The organism is Anaerococcus murdochii (assembly GCF_019957155.1).
GTDB lineage: Bacteria > Bacillota > Clostridia > Tissierellales > Peptoniphilaceae > Anaerococcus > Anaerococcus murdochii.
This window is the reverse complement of the sequence record NZ_JAIPME010000002.1, coordinates 1,887,605-1,905,179: the sequence shown is the minus strand read 5'-3', so window position 1 is coordinate 1,905,179 and position 17,575 is coordinate 1,887,605. Positions and strand designations below refer to the sequence as shown.

Sequence of the window (17,575 nt, the reverse complement as noted above, 5' to 3'; positions counted from 1 at the left end):
ACCTAAAAACTAACTAAAGGAGGTCAGTTTTTAAATGGCAAAATATAGTACAGAATTCAAAATGAAAGTAGTAAAAGAATATTTGGAGTCTAAAAACTCATATACAAATTTATCAGAAAAATATTGTATACCGGATAAAAGTGTAATAAGAAGATGGGTAAATGCATACAAATCACAAGGCTATGAAGGACTAAAAGTAAAAAGAGAAAATACACAATATACTTTGGAATTTAAGTTAAATGTAGTAAACTTGTACTTAACAGGAGAAATGTCCTATCAAAGCCTAGCAAATGAATTAAAGATAAACAATCCATTAATGATAGCAAGATGGGTAATAGACTTTAGAGAAAAAGGCATAGAAGGACTGAAATCTAAAAAGAGAGGAAGACCTTCAAAAATGTCAAAATCCCCAAAAAAATCAAAAGATACTAAAATAGAATCATCAGCACAATTAACCAACGAAGAAGATAATTCCTTAAATGAAGCACAACTAAAAGAAAAAATAAAGAAATTAGAAGAAAAAAACTATTGGCTCCAACTAGAAAATGATGCAATAAAAAAAAAGATAGAATTATCTCAAATGACAGATACAGAAATAAGACAATTGCTGAAACAATTGAAGTCTTAAGAAGTAAATACAAACTAAAAGACTTGTTAAAATACTTTAATATTGCCAAATCAACATACATGTATTAGCAAAAACGATTAAATAAACCAAATAAAGATATAGAGATAGAAAAGAAAATACTAAACATAAGAAAAGACAATCCAAACTATGGCTACAGAAGAATAACAGCCATGTTAAAAAGATCAGGACTAATAATAAACAAAAAGAAAGTACAAAGATTAGTTCAAAAGTTAAAACTTCAAGTAAAAAGTTATTCACGAAAATCTAGAAAATACTCATCCTACAAAGGACAAGTAGGAAAAATATCAGACAACAAAATAAAAAGAAACTTCAAAGTAGAAAAACCATACATAAAAATAACAACAGACACAACAGAATTTAAGTATTTAGAAAAAGATAAAACAGGAACCTACCAAATAAAGAAACTCTATCTAAACCCATACCTAGACATGTACAACAGTGAAATACTAAGCTATGAAATATCAAAACAACCAACAATAGAACCAATCTTGAAAGCCTTAGACAAAGCAATAAAGGTAACTAAAAAAAGTAAAGAAGAAAGAATATTCCACTCAGATCAAGGCTGGGCATATCAAACAAAGAAATATACATCAAGACTTGAAACAAACGGCATCACCCAATCTATGTCAAGAAAAGGCAACTGCTTAGACAACTCACCAATGGAAAACTTCTTTGGAATATTAAAACAAGAAATATATTACGGAAGAAAATTCTATTCATACGAACACTTAAAACAGACAATAGAAGATTTCATAGAATATTACAACGAAGAAAGAATAAAAGAAAAATTAGGATACTTATCACCAATAGAATACAGAAAGAAGAATGCAGCATAAAAATTTCCTACCCCTAGGGGTAGGAAAGAACAAAGAAATACCAGAGCTAGTTTAGTTCTAACTCTGGTATTAGGTCCAACTTTGTGGGGTCACCTTATAAAAGTAAGGAGGGCTTATTTTTTATTTATTAAAATTCTTTGGCTAGTTCATAAAGGGTTTTTACGTGGACACCTGTTGCACCCTTGCCATTTATACCTTGTGGTGCAGATAAATGAGCGGTTCCTGCTATATCTAAGTGTACCCAAGGATAACCTTCCACAAAGTTTTCTATAAATTGACCAGCAGTTATTGAACCAGCAAGTGGTCCACCAGAGTTTTTAACATCAGCATCATCTGATTCGTTATAAGTTTTATAGAATGGATCGTTTGGTAAAAGCCAAATTTTTTCATCCATTTTCTTGCTCGCCTTAAGGATTTTTCTGAAGGCATCTTCATCATTGGTAATAGAGGCTGTGTATGTTTCTCCAAGGGCACCTAGGGCTGCGCCTGTTAGGGTTGCTAGATCAACAATCATAGCTGGTTTATATTCTGTAGCTGCGTAGTTTACAGCATCAGCGAGGGTAATTCTTCCTTCAGCATCAGTATTATCAACGTCAATTGTCATGCCATTGCGGGCCTTTATAATATCACCAGGTTTATAGGCTCTTCCCGAAATTAGGTTTTCACAGGATGCAACAATAGCAACCACATTGACTTTTAGTTCATTAAGGGCTATTGCATTCATGGCGCCAATCACAGATCCTGCCCCACCCATATCGGTGTGCATAGTCTTCATTCCCTTTGATGTTTTTATAGAATATCCACCAGCGTCATAGGTTAGGCCTTTGCCAACAAGAGCAAGAGGAGCTTTTCCAGGTTCTCCTTTTAGGTATTCCATAACAATAAATTTAGGTTCCTTATCCGAACCTTTTGCTACTTCATAAAAGGCTGTAAGACCCATATCAAGGATCTGATCTTTGTCATAAACTTTGACATCTACACCAAGTTCTGAAAGATTTTCCTTAGCTTTTTGGGCTAGACTTTCTGGGTAAATATCATTAGACCTTAAGTTTACCAAGTCTCTTGCCAAAAATTGTCCGTCTAGAACCTTGATAAGTTCTTCAATTTCTTTGTCATAGCTGTTTAATTTTTCGTCAAAATTTACATTAACAAATTTATTTTCCTTTTTATCTGACTTATAAAAGTTAAAGTCATAAGCAGAAACTACTAATGCTTCAACTAGACTTAAGGCAAATGTTCTATCATCAAGCTTTGTTGGATTTTCATTTATAGAAATTTCATTAAGGTCTTTATCCTTAAGAAATTTACCAAGTGTGCAGATAGCTTCCTTAAAAATTTCTTTATTAAGCTTATCTTCATCTCCAAGACCAAGTAAGATTACTCCGTCATTTGCAAAAATTTCACCTTTATTAGCCTTAAAATATTTGTTTTCAATTTGGTTTTTAAAGGCGAATTGAATTTTATTATTGTTATTATGTGTAATTTTAGAACTCATATATTCCTCCTAATTTTATCATACAATTTTTTAAAATATATTCATTTATTTATTACTTTACTAAATAATAGGATATAATATAGGTGAGGAGTTCTTATGGAAAACGAGATAATTCTAAGGGATAAGACAAGGATATATTATAAGGAATATGGTCAGGGTGATGATTTGTTTCTTCTCCATGGAAATGATGGTGATATGACTTATTTTGAATACCAGATAGGTTATTTATCAAGGTATTTTCATCTAATACTGATTGATTTTAGAGACCATGGATTTTCGACTAATGAAAAAAGCAAGTTGAATTTTGAACTCTTAGCCAATGACCTTAAGGAAGTATATGATAAACTTGGCATAAAAAAAGCTAGTTTATTGGGTTTTTCTGATGGGGCAAATTTATGTTTGATATTTCATAAACTCTATCCGAATTACGTAAATAAGATGATTCTTAATGCACCAAATGCAAGGTTTAAGGGGATTACTTTTCCTGCTAAGGTCCTTATGGTTTTAGAAAATATATTTTGGACAATTTTACCATTTTTTAGGAGAAATAAGAGGGTGGCAAGACTTTTATTATCCGACTTAAAAATTGATATAGATGACCTAAGAAATATTGAAAATGATACATTAATTATAGCTGGTTCTCGAGATTTAATTAGGATTTCCCATATAAAAAAGATTGCCAAAAATGTCGATGGGTCAAAACTAGTTATTCTTAAAAACCAAGGACACAGGTTGGCAAGAACTGCTCCAGAAATTTTTAATAAATTGGTTTATGATTTTATGAAAGGAAAAATATGAAAAAAATTAAAGAATACAGGCAAAGTTTAATTAATATTTTGATTTTGATATTAATAATATTTTCGTTATATTATTTGGCCAAGTCTACATTAAATATTTATTTAAGACTTATAATTGGTTTTGCTCTTTCAGGATTTTTCATTAAGGTATTTTTAAACTTTAAAGATGTATTTATAAAAATAAAAGACACCTACGGAGAAACTGCAGCCAGACTTTTCAAGGAAGCTATACAAAAGATAAACTCAGCCTTTATTGGATTTTATGGACTTGCTTTTATATTAAGTGCCGATTTTAGCGAATATTTAGAGTATTTTCCTTTTAACGAATTTTCTTTTGTAACAGTCGGACTTATAAGGTCCTTCGTCGAGCTTATGATAGGATTTTTATTTATAGTTGTTTCTAGGTTTTCATTTTCTAGGCAGGAAAAATCTCTAAAAATCCTTTATCCTTTGTTAGGGTTTACAGGAATATATTTGTATCTAGTAGGAGAGACCTTAATTGCTCTGATACCACTCGGGATAATCGGATTGACTGCATACTATACTAGGGATGTCATAGTCAAAAAAAGTTTTATATACAGTTTTGAAGAAATCTTGATTGATTTGGTCCTTGGCGGTTTTTGGGTCATTATGTATTTTAAAAACACATTTGCCGCAAGGCCACTGACAAATTTTCCTATTGCTTATAAATCTATATTCTTTACCCTTACCTTTTTAGCTATGGGATTGGTTTTAAGGATTTTGCTAAAGTTTATGAAAGGTCATGACGATTTCTTAGTCGAACCAGATTTGGATGCATATAAGGAATTTTTATCAGCTAATAATGAGAATTCATCAACTTCAGCAGGTCTTGGCCTTTTGGGTGATAAATACATCTATTATTATGAAAAAGAAAATAGAAAAGTCTTAGCCTTTACCTACCAAATTGTAAATAATAAGATAATTGTAATGGGAGAGCCAATTGGAAAAAGTGAATATCTTGAGGAAGGCCTAAATGATTTTATAAATAAATGCCAAGTCTTATCATTAAATCCAATTTTTTATGAAGTTAGAAGAGATTTTACTCTTATGCTCCATGATTATGGATATGACTTTATGAAGTTTGGTGAAAATGCCTTCTTAGATCTGGATGAATTTAGCTTAGCTGGAAGGAAAAAGTCAAGTCTTAGAAATATTTTAAATAGGTTTGAAAAGGATGGATATGAGTTTAAGATTGTAAATCCTCCTTATGATGAAAAAACTTTAGATAGATTAGAGATAATTTCAGATAAGTGGCTAAAAGGACGTGAAGAAAAGGGCTTTACAATGGGATTTTTTGACAGGGATTATTTGAATAATTCGAGTCTTGCGCTGGTTCTTGATCAAAATGAAGAAATAACAGCCTTCACTAGTCTAATGCCAAATTACGATGCAAATATCATGACAATAGACCTTATGCGTTATGATACGGATATGAATGTTAATTCCATGATGGATTATTTATTTTTAAACTTGTTTATTTATGCTCAAGATAATGGCTTTAAGTATTTTAATCTTGGCATGGCTCCTCTTTCAAATGTAGGAATTTATAAATCAGCTTATCTTTCTGAAAGAATAGCATCTTTCATATTTAAATACGCAGATAGTCTTTATCCTTTTAAGGGGCTTCGTAATTATAAATCAAAATATGCTACAAAATGGGAAAGCAGATACACTTGTTTCGCAAAAGGGAATTTTATAATTACATCTATACTTGCTATAATCGCAGCAGATAAGGGAAAAATTAAGGAGGATTAAAATTTATTTATATTTATTAGAAGTAAGAATAAAAATTTATGATAGTTTCTCGCTTAAGGATAAGAGGAGAACTGTAAAAAGTATTTTAGACTATGCTAGGAATAATTTGTCTATATCTGCATCTGAAGTTAGTGACCATGAATTTGTAAATATGGCAAGTCTTGCTTTTGTATCTGTTTCAAACGACAATGACTTTTCAAAATCTCTTTTAGAAAAAGTCATAAAAAGGATAGAGGAGAATTATCAGGTTGAAATCCTAGAAGAAAATATACAGAGATTATTATAAGCTAACTTGGGGTAATTATAAAAAAGATTGAATCATAGGAGGAAATATGAAAATAATTTGTTATAGCAAGTGCTCAACTTGCAAAAGTGTCTTAAAGACAATGGATGAAAAAGGCTTAAAATACGAAGTAAGAGACATTAAGGAAGAAAATCCGACCAAGGAAGAAATCAAAAAATGGCACGAGGCTACAGATTATGATATAAGGAGATTTTTTAATACTTCTGGTATGATTTATAGGAATGAAAATCTCAAAGATAAGCTTGATGAAATGAGCCTTGATGAGAAATACGAAAAGCTTGCCACTGATGGAATGCTTGTAAAAAGGCCAATTCTATTTTTAGATGATGGACAAATTCTTGTTGGTCCTGACGTTAGGAAATACGTTGAAGCCTTATAAAACATTGCAAAATGACTGATAAAGGTGTATCATATTAAAAACTTTAGGGGTTAGATATGAGAAAAAAATTAACTTTATCAGAAAACTTATTAATTGGCTCCTTGTTATTTGGTTTATTTTTTGGTGCTGGAAACTTGATTTTCCCACTAGAATTAGGCCAAAGATCAGGAGCCAATATTTCGTTAGTAACTATAGGATTTTTGCTATCGGCTGTTAGCTTGCCAATCCTTGCAGTAGTTGCAACTGCAGCAAGTGATAGTGAGAGTCTATTTGATTTATCAAAGGTTGCAGGAAGAAAGTTTGCCTACTTTTTTACAACACTTTTATACCTAACAATAGGCCCTGGATTTGCTATTCCAAGGACAGCTACGACTACATACGAGGTTGTTTTTGAAGGTAATGAGAGTTTTTACAATTCATTTGGACTCTTGATTTTTTCCTTGGTATTTTTTGCCTTAGTTTTGTATTTTTCAATCAAAAAAGCAAAACTTATTGATACTATTGGAAAATTTATGACACCATTATTTTTAATTCTGTTGTCATTTTTATTAGTTTTAACTATTTTTAGACCTATGGGTCCAGTAGGAATATCATCCCCAGACCTTAAGTATTCAAAGAACCCTATACCAGTGGGTATTGTTGATGGTTATAATACTTTAGATGCTCCAGCTGGTTTAGCCTTTGCGATTATTATTATATCAAATATAAAAGAGTTTGGAGTAACAGATAAAAAATCAATGGCTCTTGAGACATTAAAGTCAGGTATTGTTTGTCTTTTTGCGATGTCACTAATATATGCAGGTCTTTCCTATATGGGTGGAGCTTCTGCAAACATATTAGATCAGTACGAAAATGGGGCTGTTATTTTATCAAATATTTCTGAACACTATCTAGGAAATCTTGGCCACATTCTACTTTCGATAATTGTATTTGTGGCATGTTTAAAAACAGCAATTGGTCTTGTATCCGCATGCTCTGAGATGTTTGAAGAGATGTTTAAAAATAGACTTTCGTACAAGTCATATTGTATAATATTTTCCTTTGTTTCGCTATTGATAGCTAATTTGGGCCTTAAACAAATAATAGCCTTGTCTTTGCCAGTGCTTATGTTTATTTATCCAATATCAATAGTATTGATAGGTCTTTCTATAATTTCAATATTTATAGGAAAGAGAAAATTTGTATATCAAGTGAGCCTAGGAATTACCGCATTATTTGCTTTTTTAGACTTTTTGAAGGCAAGTCCTGACTTTATCAGTAAGTCAAGTTATGTGGCAAAAGTTATTGATATATCAAGTGAGATTCTTCCGGGTTATGATATAGGTTTTGCATGGATTTTACCAAGCTTGCTTGCTTTAGGAATTGCACTAATAATTGATAAGAAACGCGCTTTAAATTGAATTAAAATTAATAAAAAGTATGATACTTATTAGATTTTTTGAGAGGTTAATATGAGTGATTTTATACTGAGCGCAAGCTCTACTGTTGATATCCCAAGAGAAGTGCTCGAAAAAGAAAATATAAAATGGAAAGGATTTCCTTTTCAAATAGATGATGTTGATTATATTGATGATTTAGGTCTTACGGTAAAATTAAATGACTTTTATCAAAAATTAAATGACGGTGCTATTGCAAGGACGAGTCAAATAACCTATATAAAGTATATAGAATTTTTTGAGAAATTACTTGAAGAAGACAAGGATATACTTCACGTTACCCTATCGTCAGGCCTTACTGGAGGGGTCCAGCAAGCCTATATGGCCCAAGAAAAACTTGAAGAAAAATATCCAGATAGAAAGATTTATATTCTAGATAGTTTGACAGCTACTTCATGTGAAGGACTTTTTGTTCTTGGATTAAATGAGATGCGAAAAGAAGGATTTTCAATTGAGGAAGTATATAATTGGGGAATGGAAAATAGGTATAAGGTAAATTCTATTTTCTTTACTTCTGATTTAACATACCTTGTAAGAGGCGGCAGGGTATCTAAGGCTGCAGGCTCTTTCGGCAATCTTTTGAATATTTGTCCAATAATGGATACTAATACAAAAGGTGAGATAGTTGTTAGAGACAAGATAAGGACTAAGAAAAAAGCTATGAAGGCCTTGGTTAATAAAATATCTGATCGTTTGATAAGAGATTTCCCATACAAAAACGAAATCTACATTGTCCATGCCTATGCTCCAGAAGATGCTGAAGATCTTAGAGAAAGACTTTTAGACGAACTTGATGATTATTCAGGTGAAATTAAAATATATGAAATAGGAACGACTGTAGGAAGTCACGTAGGACCAGGACTTGTTGGCGCTGGCTTCTGGGGAAAAGAAAAAGATGAATAAGGATAGTCGCTTATGCGGCTTTCTTTTTTTGTAAGGAGATATATGAGACTAAGACACAAACCGCATGCCATACCAAAAATGCAAGAAAGTGATTACATAATTTTTGAAGCAAAAAATTATAAGGGAAATTGGCATGATATATTTAGAAATAATAATGAAATAGAACTTGAAATTGGAGCAGGTAAAGGAGATTTTATAGTAAATAAAGCAGAGAAAAATCCTGATATAAATTACCTTGCACTTGAAATGAATACAAACGCCTTTGTAAGTGCTTGTGAAAAAATTGAAGAAGAAGAGCTTTCAAATGTTTACGGAATTGTTGGCAAGGCAGAAGAACTTCTCGATATGTTTGAAGACGGTGAAATATCAAAGATTTATTTGAATTTCTCAACCCCATGGCCTAAAAAACGCCACAACAAAAGACGACTTTCTCATGAAAACTTTCTGAAATTATACCAAGTTATTTGTAAAAGGGGGGCAGAAATTGAGCTTAAGACCGATAATGAAGACTTTTTTGATGCCAGCCTAGCCTACATGGAAGACTTTGGTATGGAAATAATTGAAGTTGACAGAGACCTTGCTGAGGAAAATTCTATTGTAACTGAGTACGAGAGAAAATTTAGAAATAGAAATATGCCGATTTTTCATTTAATAGCAAAATTTAAATAGAATATTAAGAAAAATAAAGTAAAGTTTAAGTAAATACAAATTCAAGGAGAAAAAATGAAAAAAGCTAAAAAAATGTTTTTTGGACTTTTGGCTCTTATAGTAATAATTTTCGGATCATATTTTATTGGTATGAAAGGTGGCTTATTAAAAACAGAGACAAAGGTTTCATCAGATATTATAAAAAATCAAATTCTTTCGGTTAAGGAATTGACAACACTTAAGTATAAATACACAAATGTAGGATCTTTTGAAAACCAACAAGAGTTTTATGGAATGAAATTACCTTTTACCCAGAAGAAATTTATAATTTCTTATGACGGCGAGGTAAATGCTGGGATTAATCTCGAAGAAGCTAAGGTTAGTCTAAATGAGGCTGATAAAAAAATCAATATCCAAATTCCACATGCAGAAATTTTAAATCACGTAATTAACGAAGATTCATTAACAATTTTTGATGAGAAACACTCAATATTCAATCAACTAGAAGTTAAGGATTTTTCTGACTTTAGGAAAGACGAAATGAAAAAGGTCGAAAAAGAACTTGAAGAAAAGGGATTTTTAGAAGAAGCTGACGAGAAAACCAAGGAAGCTATAATAGAAATCCTAAAGATAAACCCATTATTAGAAGAATACACAATTGAATTTAACTAAAAAAACGCTCTTAGAATATAGATTCTAAGGGCATTTTTATTTGTATATCACAGTTATTCTTTTAAAGAAATAGCTAGAATCCGAGATTCGCTACAAATTTTCCTATTGCATAACCAAACTTATAAACTAGAACGAGGGTTATGATAGATGCAAGTATAAAATAAGATGCTGGGTAGTCTTCTTTATATTTTTTTATACGGTCCATAAATTTTCCTCCACATAAATTTTCTGTTATTGTATTTAATTATATATTATTGTAAGCCTATATGGATAAAAATCAACTTACATCACAAAGTTAACTTATAGATTAGGCTAACCAAGGGATAGAGGATTATTTGGTGGGTGAGATATATTGGCATTGAATATCTACCGATTTTTCCTAGCAAATTTTCTTTTATATCAAAATCGTAAAAATTTTTAGTCTGCAAAAATTTTCCTAATGAAAGGCCTCCTAAAAATGCAAAAAGCCAAGGAATTAATGGAAAGTAGTCATTTGAATAAAAGTCAAATGATGGAAAGCCAAGAGGGAATAAATTCATATTGTAAAGACCATTAAAAAAACTATTACCATATAAAATTCCAGCAGGAATCTTATAAGAAAAGGCAAAGGCAAGAATCAATACTGGCCAAAGTTTAGGGCTAATTGAATTTTGTATCAAACCAGCGATTATCATTGATAGACCCAGACCATTTAAAACTCCCCATATTATTAACTGTTCTTTAGCAAAAAGATAGGTTATTATGGTTATTGTAAAACCGATTAAACTTGTTATTAGACCTCTTTTGATATTCTTCCTTGGACTTAAGAAACTAGATGTAATTCCAGATATGGTAAAAAATGAGATGGCAATTGAGAGTTGCCAAATCCTATTAAAAACCGTTCCGTTATAAAAATCCAAGGTCCAATAGAAGTTTATATTGTAAAATAAGTGAAAGAGGACCATCGAAATTATTGTAAAGCCTCTAAAAGTGTCTATTATTTGTATTCTTTTCATAAAATCTCCTGTCTTTATTATAACATATGGTAAAATAATCTTATAAAGTTTCTGGAGGAAATATGAAAAATTTTGATGATTATTTAGATTATTTATATGGGAGAGGATCTTCAGGGGAAGACCATACCCTTAGAAATATTATAAGAGTAATGGAAGCCTTTGGCAACCCTCAGGATAAGATAAAAGTAAATCATGTTGCAGGGACAAATGGCAAAGGTTCTACAGCAAAGATGCTTGCTAATGTTCTTTCAAAAAATCTTAAGTGCGGAATTTTTACTTCTCCTTACATGGTTAAGATAAATGAAGAAATTTCAATCAATGGGGTCGATATAAGCGATGAAGATTTTTGTGACCTTATGGATAGGATCCGCCCTGTAGCTGAAAAATGTGATAAAGAAGGTTACCATATTACTTATTTTGAATTTCTTACAGCTATGGTTTATCTATATTTTTATGAGCAAAAGGTAGATGTAGCAGTGATTGAAGTAGGTCTTGGTGGTAGTCTTGATTCTACTAACATTATCAAAAGTCCTATTGCATCTGTAATTTGCTCAATTTCTATGGACCATATGAATGTTTTAGGATCAACTATTGAAGAAATTGCTGCAAATAAGGCAGGTATTATAAAAAAGAATCGTCCTGTTTTTGTTTATCCACAAACCAGCGAGAAAGCTTTTGAAGTTATAAAAGAAAAAGCTAAGGTAGAGGATTCAGAATTATTTACCTTTAATAAAAATGAGATAAAAATAAAAGAAATTTCTAATAAGGGAAATATTTTTGATTTTAAATCTTACAAGGATATACAAACAAGTCTCCGAGGAAAACACCAAATTTACAACGCTAGCCTAGCCCTTATGGTTTTAGATTATTTTAAAGATGACTTTAATCTTAGTGAAGAAGATATAAAAGATGGGATAAAGGAAACTTATAATCCTGGAAGGCTTGATTTAGTAAGCACAAATCCAAGAGTCCTCCTAGATGGGTCTCATAACAAGGAATCAATAGATGCACTTTTAGAAAGTCTTAAAAATTTTGACTACGACAAGTTAATTGTTGGTTTTTCAATCTTAAAAGATAAGGACCATAAGGATATAATAAAAGAGATTGCAAGTCTTTCTGACAAGCTAATCATAACTTTTATAGATGAAAATCCAAGAGCTCTTGATACAAAAGAAATAAAAAAAGAAGCTAGTGATTTTGCTTCAGACATTGTAATTATTGAAGATAACAAAAAAGCTTATGAATATTCTTTAAAACAAGCAGGAGAAAAAGATTTGGTTCTTTGGTGTGGGTCTCTTTATCTTGTGGGTAAAATATTATCATTTATAGAAAAATAAAATATTAAAATACATCATAGAAAAATCGTCCGAAGATAAATTCTGAGGACGATTTTTTATTTATTTAAATATTTTACAGTTGTATAAAATTCTGAAGGTAAAGTTTTTTTGCTATTTCTCTTTTTGGTAGAAAGGATAAATAGTTTTTCTTTAGCTCTAGTCATGCCAACATAAAAGACCCTTCGTTCTTCTTCTAAGCTTTTTTCAGGATTTTGTTCATAATCGATGATTGGAAACTCGTTTTTGTTCATATCAACAATAAATACACTGTCGTATTCTAGCCCCTTTGATCTGTGTATAGTTTGAAGAACAAGGTTAGATTGTGGCATTAACCTTATTTTTTTCTTAAGCTTTAGTATTTTGTCATCAAATTCTACCATAGAGTTAATATCTTTGGTGAAATTTACTAAACTCTCAACAAAGAGATCCTTATTGATAACTTCTTCAGCAAATTTATTTGCCTTCAGAGATGAGTACTCCTTGTAACCAAGGTATTTGTAAATGTAGGAAATTTTCCTTGATAGAGGAAGTTTACGTATATGAATAAGTTTTTTCTCTATATCATAAAGAGATTTTTTCCTGTCATAATCTAAAATTTCGTAGAAAAAATCAAAAATATCTTGGTTTATAGGTTTCGTTCTAAGTTTTTCTACTTCAGTTTTTTTGAGAAAGGTCCTTATCTTGTAATAAATATTTTCAAAGGCCTCTACATTCGTAAAATCATCTGAAAACTTGATTATATCGAAGAAATCATCGATGATTTGAGATTTGAAAAAATCCAAAAAATCATCGTTAATAGTAAAGTCAATCCCGTCTTCAAGCAGGAAAGTCACTAGGTTGATGGCAGAAATATTATTTCGAAATAAAATCGAATTTGACTTTGAGAGATCTATATTCTTCTTGATAAAATCATACTGATCATAAGCATCTTTTAGAGTTTTTATAAGAACTCTTTCTCCTTCTTCTTTTTTACTGATAAGATTTTTTTTATAACGAAAATTATTATATTTAATAAATTCTCCAGCAAGCCTTGCTATATTTTTGCTTGACCTATGATTTTCATTCATAATAAAAATTTCGGCACCCGGATAATAATTCTTAAAATTTAAGAGATAATCTGGATTCGCTGCCCTAAAAGAATAGATTGATTGGTCGTCATCAGCAACCACCATTAAATTATTATTTAGGCTTACGATTCGATTTAAAATTTCAAATTGCAAGAGGGAGGTGTCCTGACCTTCGTCTAATTGAAAGTATTGGTACTTGTGTTGGATCGATTTTAAAAGTCTCGGATTTTCATCAAGGAGTTTAAGGGCAATAGTCTGCATATCATCAAAGTCTATGTAGTTATTTGATTTTTTAAAATCTTCATAGACTTCATAGACTTTTTCTATATTTTTAATCCTAACTTTTTGAAGATAAGATTCATCAAGCATTGCATTTTTCATGTAGGATGTTTCTGTAAAAAATGTCAAAACATCTTCTCTTGAAACTTTTTTATCATTAATATCCTGGTAGATACGTCTTACTAGGTCGTATTTATTATAGGCATCCGTTGATTCAAGTAGTCTTAATTCTCTATGAAATTTTTTTAAATAATTTCTTATAATTAGGTAGCAAAAAGCGTGGATAGTCATTATGTTTGTATCATCAGATCCAAAGCGATTTTTCATATCGATTGCCTGAGTCCTCGAAAAGGTTAAGGTTAAAATCTTATTTTGTGGGATAGATTTACTTAAATTATTGATTCTTTCAAGGAGCATTGTAGTTTTGCCAGCACCTGGCACTGCAAGGACTAGGGATGGTCCATCTACGAAGTTTGCTGCCTTATTTTGTACATCTGTTAATATCATATTATCATGATACCATATATTTTTTTGAAAAATATGATAAAATAGTAGATAGGAATAGTATAATAATAGAAGTAGAATAAAAATATGGGGGAAAATATGCTTACAACACAATTTTTAAAATCTAGAACTTCAACAAGAGATTTCAAAGATATGGATCTTAAAAAAGCAGATCTAGAAAAACTCGATAAGATAATTGATTCAGAAATTATAAAATTAGGTAAGGATGACCTAGCTTTTATAGTTCAAACTGATGGAGAAAAAGTTTTCAAGGCCCTAGAAGGAAAGGCCGGTTACAAAGGAGTTATGATTAAGGCTCCAGCTTACCTTGCCTTAAATATCCTAAATGATGATCCTGCAAGTATTGTTAAGGGCGCTTATGGTGTTGAAGAAATAATTACAGAATTAGACAAGATGGGAATTGGCAATTGCTGGATAACAGTAGCAGATGTGGAAGATTCTGTAAAAAAAGCTGCTTTTGATTATGATAAAGGACAAGTTAGACTTCTTCTTGCTATAGGTTATCCTGTAGATGAAACTGTTAGAGAACACCAATTCGATGACAGGAAGGGTATAGGTGAATTTGTATTTATAGACCAAATTGGTAAAAAAGCTACGAATGAAGACCTTGAACAAAGAGGTCTAGATGAAATTTTTGCCTATGCAAGATTTGCACCATCAGCTTACAACGCTCAACCTTGGAGATTTGTTCTAGTTGATGATTTAATTAAACTTTATATCGAAGATTACAAGGGAGAAGTAAATTTACTTGACGCAGGTATTATCATGTACTACCTTGATAAGCTTGGTGAATCTATCTCTATGGGATCAAAATGGGATATAAAACCAGAAATTAATGATGACAAATACGTCTATATAGCAAGCAAACAACTATAAGATAAAGGGCGCCAAGGCGTCCTTTTTAGGAGAGTGAAATATTGATTAGAATTTACAACGAAACATATTTTGAAAAAATGAGAAAGGCAGCTGAGGTTTTATGTCAAACCCATCTTGCCTTAAAAGAAGTAATCAGACCAGACCTAACAACTAATGACCTTGATAAATTTGCTAATAAATTTATCGTTAATCATAAAAAGGCAATACCTGCTCAGCTTGGCTACCAAGGATTTCCATTTACCTTATGCACATCAGTTAATGATGAGATTTGCCACGGCTATCCAAACGATAGACCTCTTAGGGAAGGGGATATTTTATCAATAGATAATGTAGTTAACCTTGACGGTGGCCTTGCTGATTCATGCTGGACCTACACCATAGGCAAGATGAGCGAAGAAGACCAAAGACTGGTTGACGTAAACCTAGAAGCCTTAAATAGGGCTGTTAAAGTTGCAATTCCTGGCAATAGGATTGGTGATATTGGTGCTGCAATTCAGGAATATGTAGAAGGTGAAAATGGATTTTCTGTAATTCGTGACTTTATCGGACACGGAATTGGTAAGGAAATGCACGAAGACCCACAAGTTCCACATTACGGCAAGGCTGGTAGGGGACCAAGGATAGAAGCTGGTATGGTCTTTACTATTGAGCCAATGATTGCCCTTGGAGATTGGCATATGAAGCTTGATGATAATGGATGGACAGCAAGAACTGTTGACGGCTCAAAAGTTAGTCAATTTGAACACCAACTCATTATCCATGATGATGGCCCAGAAATAATTACAAATCAAAGTTTATATAAATTAACAGAAGAAGATTTAGAATTTATTAAGAACTATAAATTTTAAGAAAAAAATCTACCCATCAAGGGTAGATTTTTTATTGCTTGTCCAAATCAAGTTGAATTTGGTTTTTAGTTTTTTCTCTTTCACTCATTTTTTCATTATAACAAGATCTGCACAAAGGTTCATATACATCTTCAGATCCTATTTGAATCCTGGAATCATCAGTGGATTTCCTGTAGGATGCCCAAGCATCCTCACCACATGAAGCACAGATGGCGTGGTGCTTAATCAGCTCATCTGCCAGAGGCATTATTTCCTTTATTATCTCAAATGGTTTTGTTTTATAATCCATATCAAGCCCTGATACAACAATAGTGATGTTTTTAGCCATAAGTTTATTGAAAATATCCACAACTTCGCTAGGTTCATTAGGGAAAAATTGGAGTTCATCGATGCCGATGGCATCAATTTCATTTTTCTTAACATAGTCTATTATTTCATTGAGGTTTTCAATCTTAATTGCATCAAGGGATAGGTTGTCGTGAGAGACAATTTTTTTATCGCTATCTCTGTTATCAACAGCTGGTTTAAAGGCAACAGTTTTATAATTTGCAATGGTCATTCTGTAAAGTTCTCTCCATAGGGAAGTAGTTTTGCCAGAAAACATTGACCCTGTGTGAACTATAAGTTTGCCCTGCTTTTTAATCATTTTTTTATACATTAAACTTAAATTCCACTACATCGCCATCTTGCATGATGTAGTCCTTGCCTTCCATGCGGAGTTTGCCAGCTTCCTTAGCCTTGGCCTCACTTCCTGCTGCCACTAAATCATCATAGGAAACAATATCTGCCATGATAAAACCACGAGCTATGTCTGAGTGGATTTTACCTGCAGCATCTTGGGCACGAGTTCCCTTAGTAATTGTCCAAGCACGAGTCTCAACTTCACCAGTTGTTAGGTAGGAAATAAGGTTTAAAGTCTTGTAAGAATCCTTTATTACCCTATCTGTGCCAGATTCAGTCAATCCAATCATTTCTAAGAACTCTGCTCGTTCTTCTTCGGTTTCAAGCTCTGATATTTCTTGTTCAATTTTGGCAGATACTACAGAAACTTCTGCACCTTCGTTTTTGGCAAAATTTTTTACGATTTCTACGTATTTGTTGCTAGCACCATCATCTGCGGCGTCTTCTTCGTTAACATTACATACATAAATGATAGGTTTGGTTGACAAAAGTTGGTAAGACCTTAAGAGTTTTTTTTCTTCTTCATTTAGGTCAAGAATCCTTGCAGACTTGCCTTCTTCAAGGACAGCTACTATTTTTTCTAAAACTTCAACTTCTGCTCTAGCACTTTTATCAGCTCTAGCAACTTTTCTTTTCTTTTCCAAAACCTTATCAACAAGTTCAAGGTCAGATAAGATAAGTTCTAAATTTATTGTTTCAATATCCCTTAATGGATCAACAGAACCGTCAACGTGGGTTACATTTGGGTCATCAAAACACCTTAAAACTTCAACGATAGCATCAGTTTCTCTAATATTTGATAAGAACTTATTTCCAAGTCCTTCACCCTTGCTAGCACCCTTTACAAGACCAGCTATATCGTAAAATTCAACAACAGCTGGAACAATCTTTTTAGATTTACTCATTTCAGATAGAACATTTAATCTCTCATCAGGCACATTAACTAGACCCACATTAGGGTCAATAGTAGCAAATGGATAGTTTGCCACAAGGGCACCTGCTTTTGTTATGGCGTTAAATAATGTTGATTTGCCAACATTAGGTAGGCCGACAATTCCTAGTTTCATCTTAT

General features: G+C 32.0%; 18 protein-coding genes and 1 pseudogene. 13 read left to right on the top strand and 6 right to left on the bottom strand.

Going from position 1 to position 17,575, the window contains the following annotated elements; genetic code table 11:
• Positions 1-34: 34 nt before the first annotated feature.
• On the top strand, positions 35-628 hold the full coding sequence (locus tag K8P03_RS09620) for a transposase (protein WP_223420467.1): 594 nt from the start codon (positions 35-37) through the stop codon (positions 626-628).
• Positions 629-720: 92 nt separating this feature from the next.
• Positions 721-1,485, top strand: a pseudogene (locus tag K8P03_RS09615) (IS3 family transposase); the annotation flags it as partial.
• Positions 1,486-1,612: 127 nt separating this feature from the next.
• Here K8P03_RS09615 and K8P03_RS09610 read toward each other — a convergent pair.
• A complete protein-coding gene (locus tag K8P03_RS09610; protein ID WP_223420466.1) occupies positions 1,613-2,980 on the bottom strand; it encodes a leucyl aminopeptidase in 1,368 nt (455 codons plus the stop codon).
• 96 nt (positions 2,981-3,076) lie between these two features.
• Between K8P03_RS09610 and K8P03_RS09605 the strand changes: the two genes are divergently transcribed.
• From K8P03_RS09605 to K8P03_RS09570, 8 genes are read left to right on the top strand one after another with little or no spacing between them, the layout of a single operon-like run.
• Entirely contained in the window at positions 3,077-3,778 is a 702-nt protein-coding gene (locus K8P03_RS09605) for an alpha/beta fold hydrolase (protein WP_223420465.1), read from the top strand.
• A complete protein-coding gene (locus K8P03_RS09600) occupies positions 3,775-5,553 on the top strand; it encodes a phosphatidylglycerol lysyltransferase domain-containing protein (protein ID WP_223420464.1) in 1,779 nt (592 codons plus the stop codon). Before K8P03_RS09605 ends, K8P03_RS09600 begins: the two co-directional genes overlap by 4 nt.
• Positions 5,528-5,839 (top strand): DUF503 domain-containing protein, encoded by a 312-nt coding sequence (locus tag K8P03_RS09595; RefSeq protein ID WP_317847416.1) that lies wholly within the window; start codon positions 5,528-5,530, stop codon positions 5,837-5,839. The genes K8P03_RS09600 and K8P03_RS09595 overlap by 26 nt, the downstream gene beginning before the upstream one ends.
• Positions 5,840-5,885: 46 nt before the next feature.
• Positions 5,886-6,236 (top strand): Spx/MgsR family RNA polymerase-binding regulatory protein, encoded by a 351-nt coding sequence (locus tag K8P03_RS09590; protein ID WP_223420463.1) that lies wholly within the window; start codon positions 5,886-5,888, stop codon positions 6,234-6,236.
• Positions 6,237-6,292: 56 nt separating this feature from the next.
• Entirely contained in the window at positions 6,293-7,636 is a 1,344-nt protein-coding gene (gene brnQ / locus K8P03_RS09585) for a branched-chain amino acid transport system II carrier protein (RefSeq protein ID WP_223420462.1), read from the top strand.
• 51 nt (positions 7,637-7,687) lie between these two features.
• Entirely contained in the window at positions 7,688-8,575 is an 888-nt protein-coding gene (locus tag K8P03_RS09580; RefSeq protein ID WP_223420461.1) for a DegV family protein, read from the top strand.
• Between the two features lie 42 nt (positions 8,576-8,617).
• Positions 8,618-9,244 (top strand): tRNA (guanosine(46)-N7)-methyltransferase TrmB, encoded by a 627-nt coding sequence (gene trmB, locus K8P03_RS09575; protein WP_223420460.1) that lies wholly within the window; start codon positions 8,618-8,620, stop codon positions 9,242-9,244.
• Between the two features lie 54 nt (positions 9,245-9,298).
• Positions 9,299-9,895 (top strand): DUF4230 domain-containing protein, encoded by a 597-nt coding sequence (locus tag K8P03_RS09570; RefSeq protein ID WP_223420459.1) that lies wholly within the window; start codon positions 9,299-9,301, stop codon positions 9,893-9,895.
• Positions 9,896-9,968: 73 nt separating this feature from the next.
• On the opposite strand, the gene K8P03_RS09565 is transcribed toward K8P03_RS09570, so the two are convergent.
• Together K8P03_RS09565 and K8P03_RS09560 are read right to left on the bottom strand one after the other, a co-directional pair.
• On the bottom strand, positions 9,969-10,100 hold the full coding sequence (locus K8P03_RS09565) for a glycerol-3-phosphate transporter (RefSeq protein ID WP_223420458.1): 132 nt from the start codon (positions 10,098-10,100) through the stop codon (positions 9,969-9,971).
• Positions 10,101-10,182: 82 nt separating this feature from the next.
• Positions 10,183-10,890, bottom strand: a complete 708-nt coding sequence (locus K8P03_RS09560) for a heparan-alpha-glucosaminide N-acetyltransferase (protein WP_223420457.1) — start codon at positions 10,888-10,890, stop codon at positions 10,183-10,185.
• Positions 10,891-10,952: 62 nt separating this feature from the next.
• On the opposite strand from K8P03_RS09560, the gene K8P03_RS09555 reads away from it, so the two are divergent.
• Positions 10,953-12,227 (top strand): bifunctional folylpolyglutamate synthase/dihydrofolate synthase, encoded by a 1,275-nt coding sequence (locus tag K8P03_RS09555; protein ID WP_223420456.1) that lies wholly within the window; start codon positions 10,953-10,955, stop codon positions 12,225-12,227.
• A gap of 56 nt (positions 12,228-12,283) precedes the next feature.
• On the opposite strand, the gene K8P03_RS09550 is transcribed toward K8P03_RS09555, so the two are convergent.
• Positions 12,284-14,080 carry an ATP-dependent helicase gene (locus K8P03_RS09550; RefSeq protein ID WP_223420455.1) on the bottom strand — a complete coding sequence of 599 codons (1,797 nt, stop codon included), beginning with the start codon at positions 14,078-14,080 and terminating at the stop codon, positions 12,284-12,286.
• Positions 14,081-14,176: 96 nt separating this feature from the next.
• On the opposite strand from K8P03_RS09550, the gene K8P03_RS09545 reads away from it, so the two are divergent.
• Positions 14,177-14,974, top strand: a complete 798-nt coding sequence (locus K8P03_RS09545; RefSeq protein WP_223420454.1) for a nitroreductase family protein — start codon at positions 14,177-14,179, stop codon at positions 14,972-14,974.
• Between the two features lie 41 nt (positions 14,975-15,015).
• Positions 15,016-15,822, top strand: coding sequence for a type I methionyl aminopeptidase (map, locus tag K8P03_RS09540; protein ID WP_223420453.1), 807 nt, complete (start codon positions 15,016-15,018; stop codon positions 15,820-15,822).
• Positions 15,823-15,853: 31 nt separating this feature from the next.
• Here map and K8P03_RS09535 read toward each other — a convergent pair whose 3' ends face one another.
• Positions 15,854-16,480, bottom strand: a complete 627-nt coding sequence (locus K8P03_RS09535) for a thymidine kinase (protein WP_223420452.1) — start codon at positions 16,478-16,480, stop codon at positions 15,854-15,856.
• Positions 16,473-17,570 carry a redox-regulated ATPase YchF gene (ychF, locus tag K8P03_RS09530; RefSeq protein WP_223420451.1) on the bottom strand — a complete coding sequence of 366 codons (1,098 nt, stop codon included), beginning with the start codon at positions 17,568-17,570 and terminating at the stop codon, positions 16,473-16,475. The genes K8P03_RS09535 and ychF overlap by 8 nt, the downstream gene beginning before the upstream one ends.
• Between the last annotated feature and the right edge of the window lie 5 nt (positions 17,571-17,575).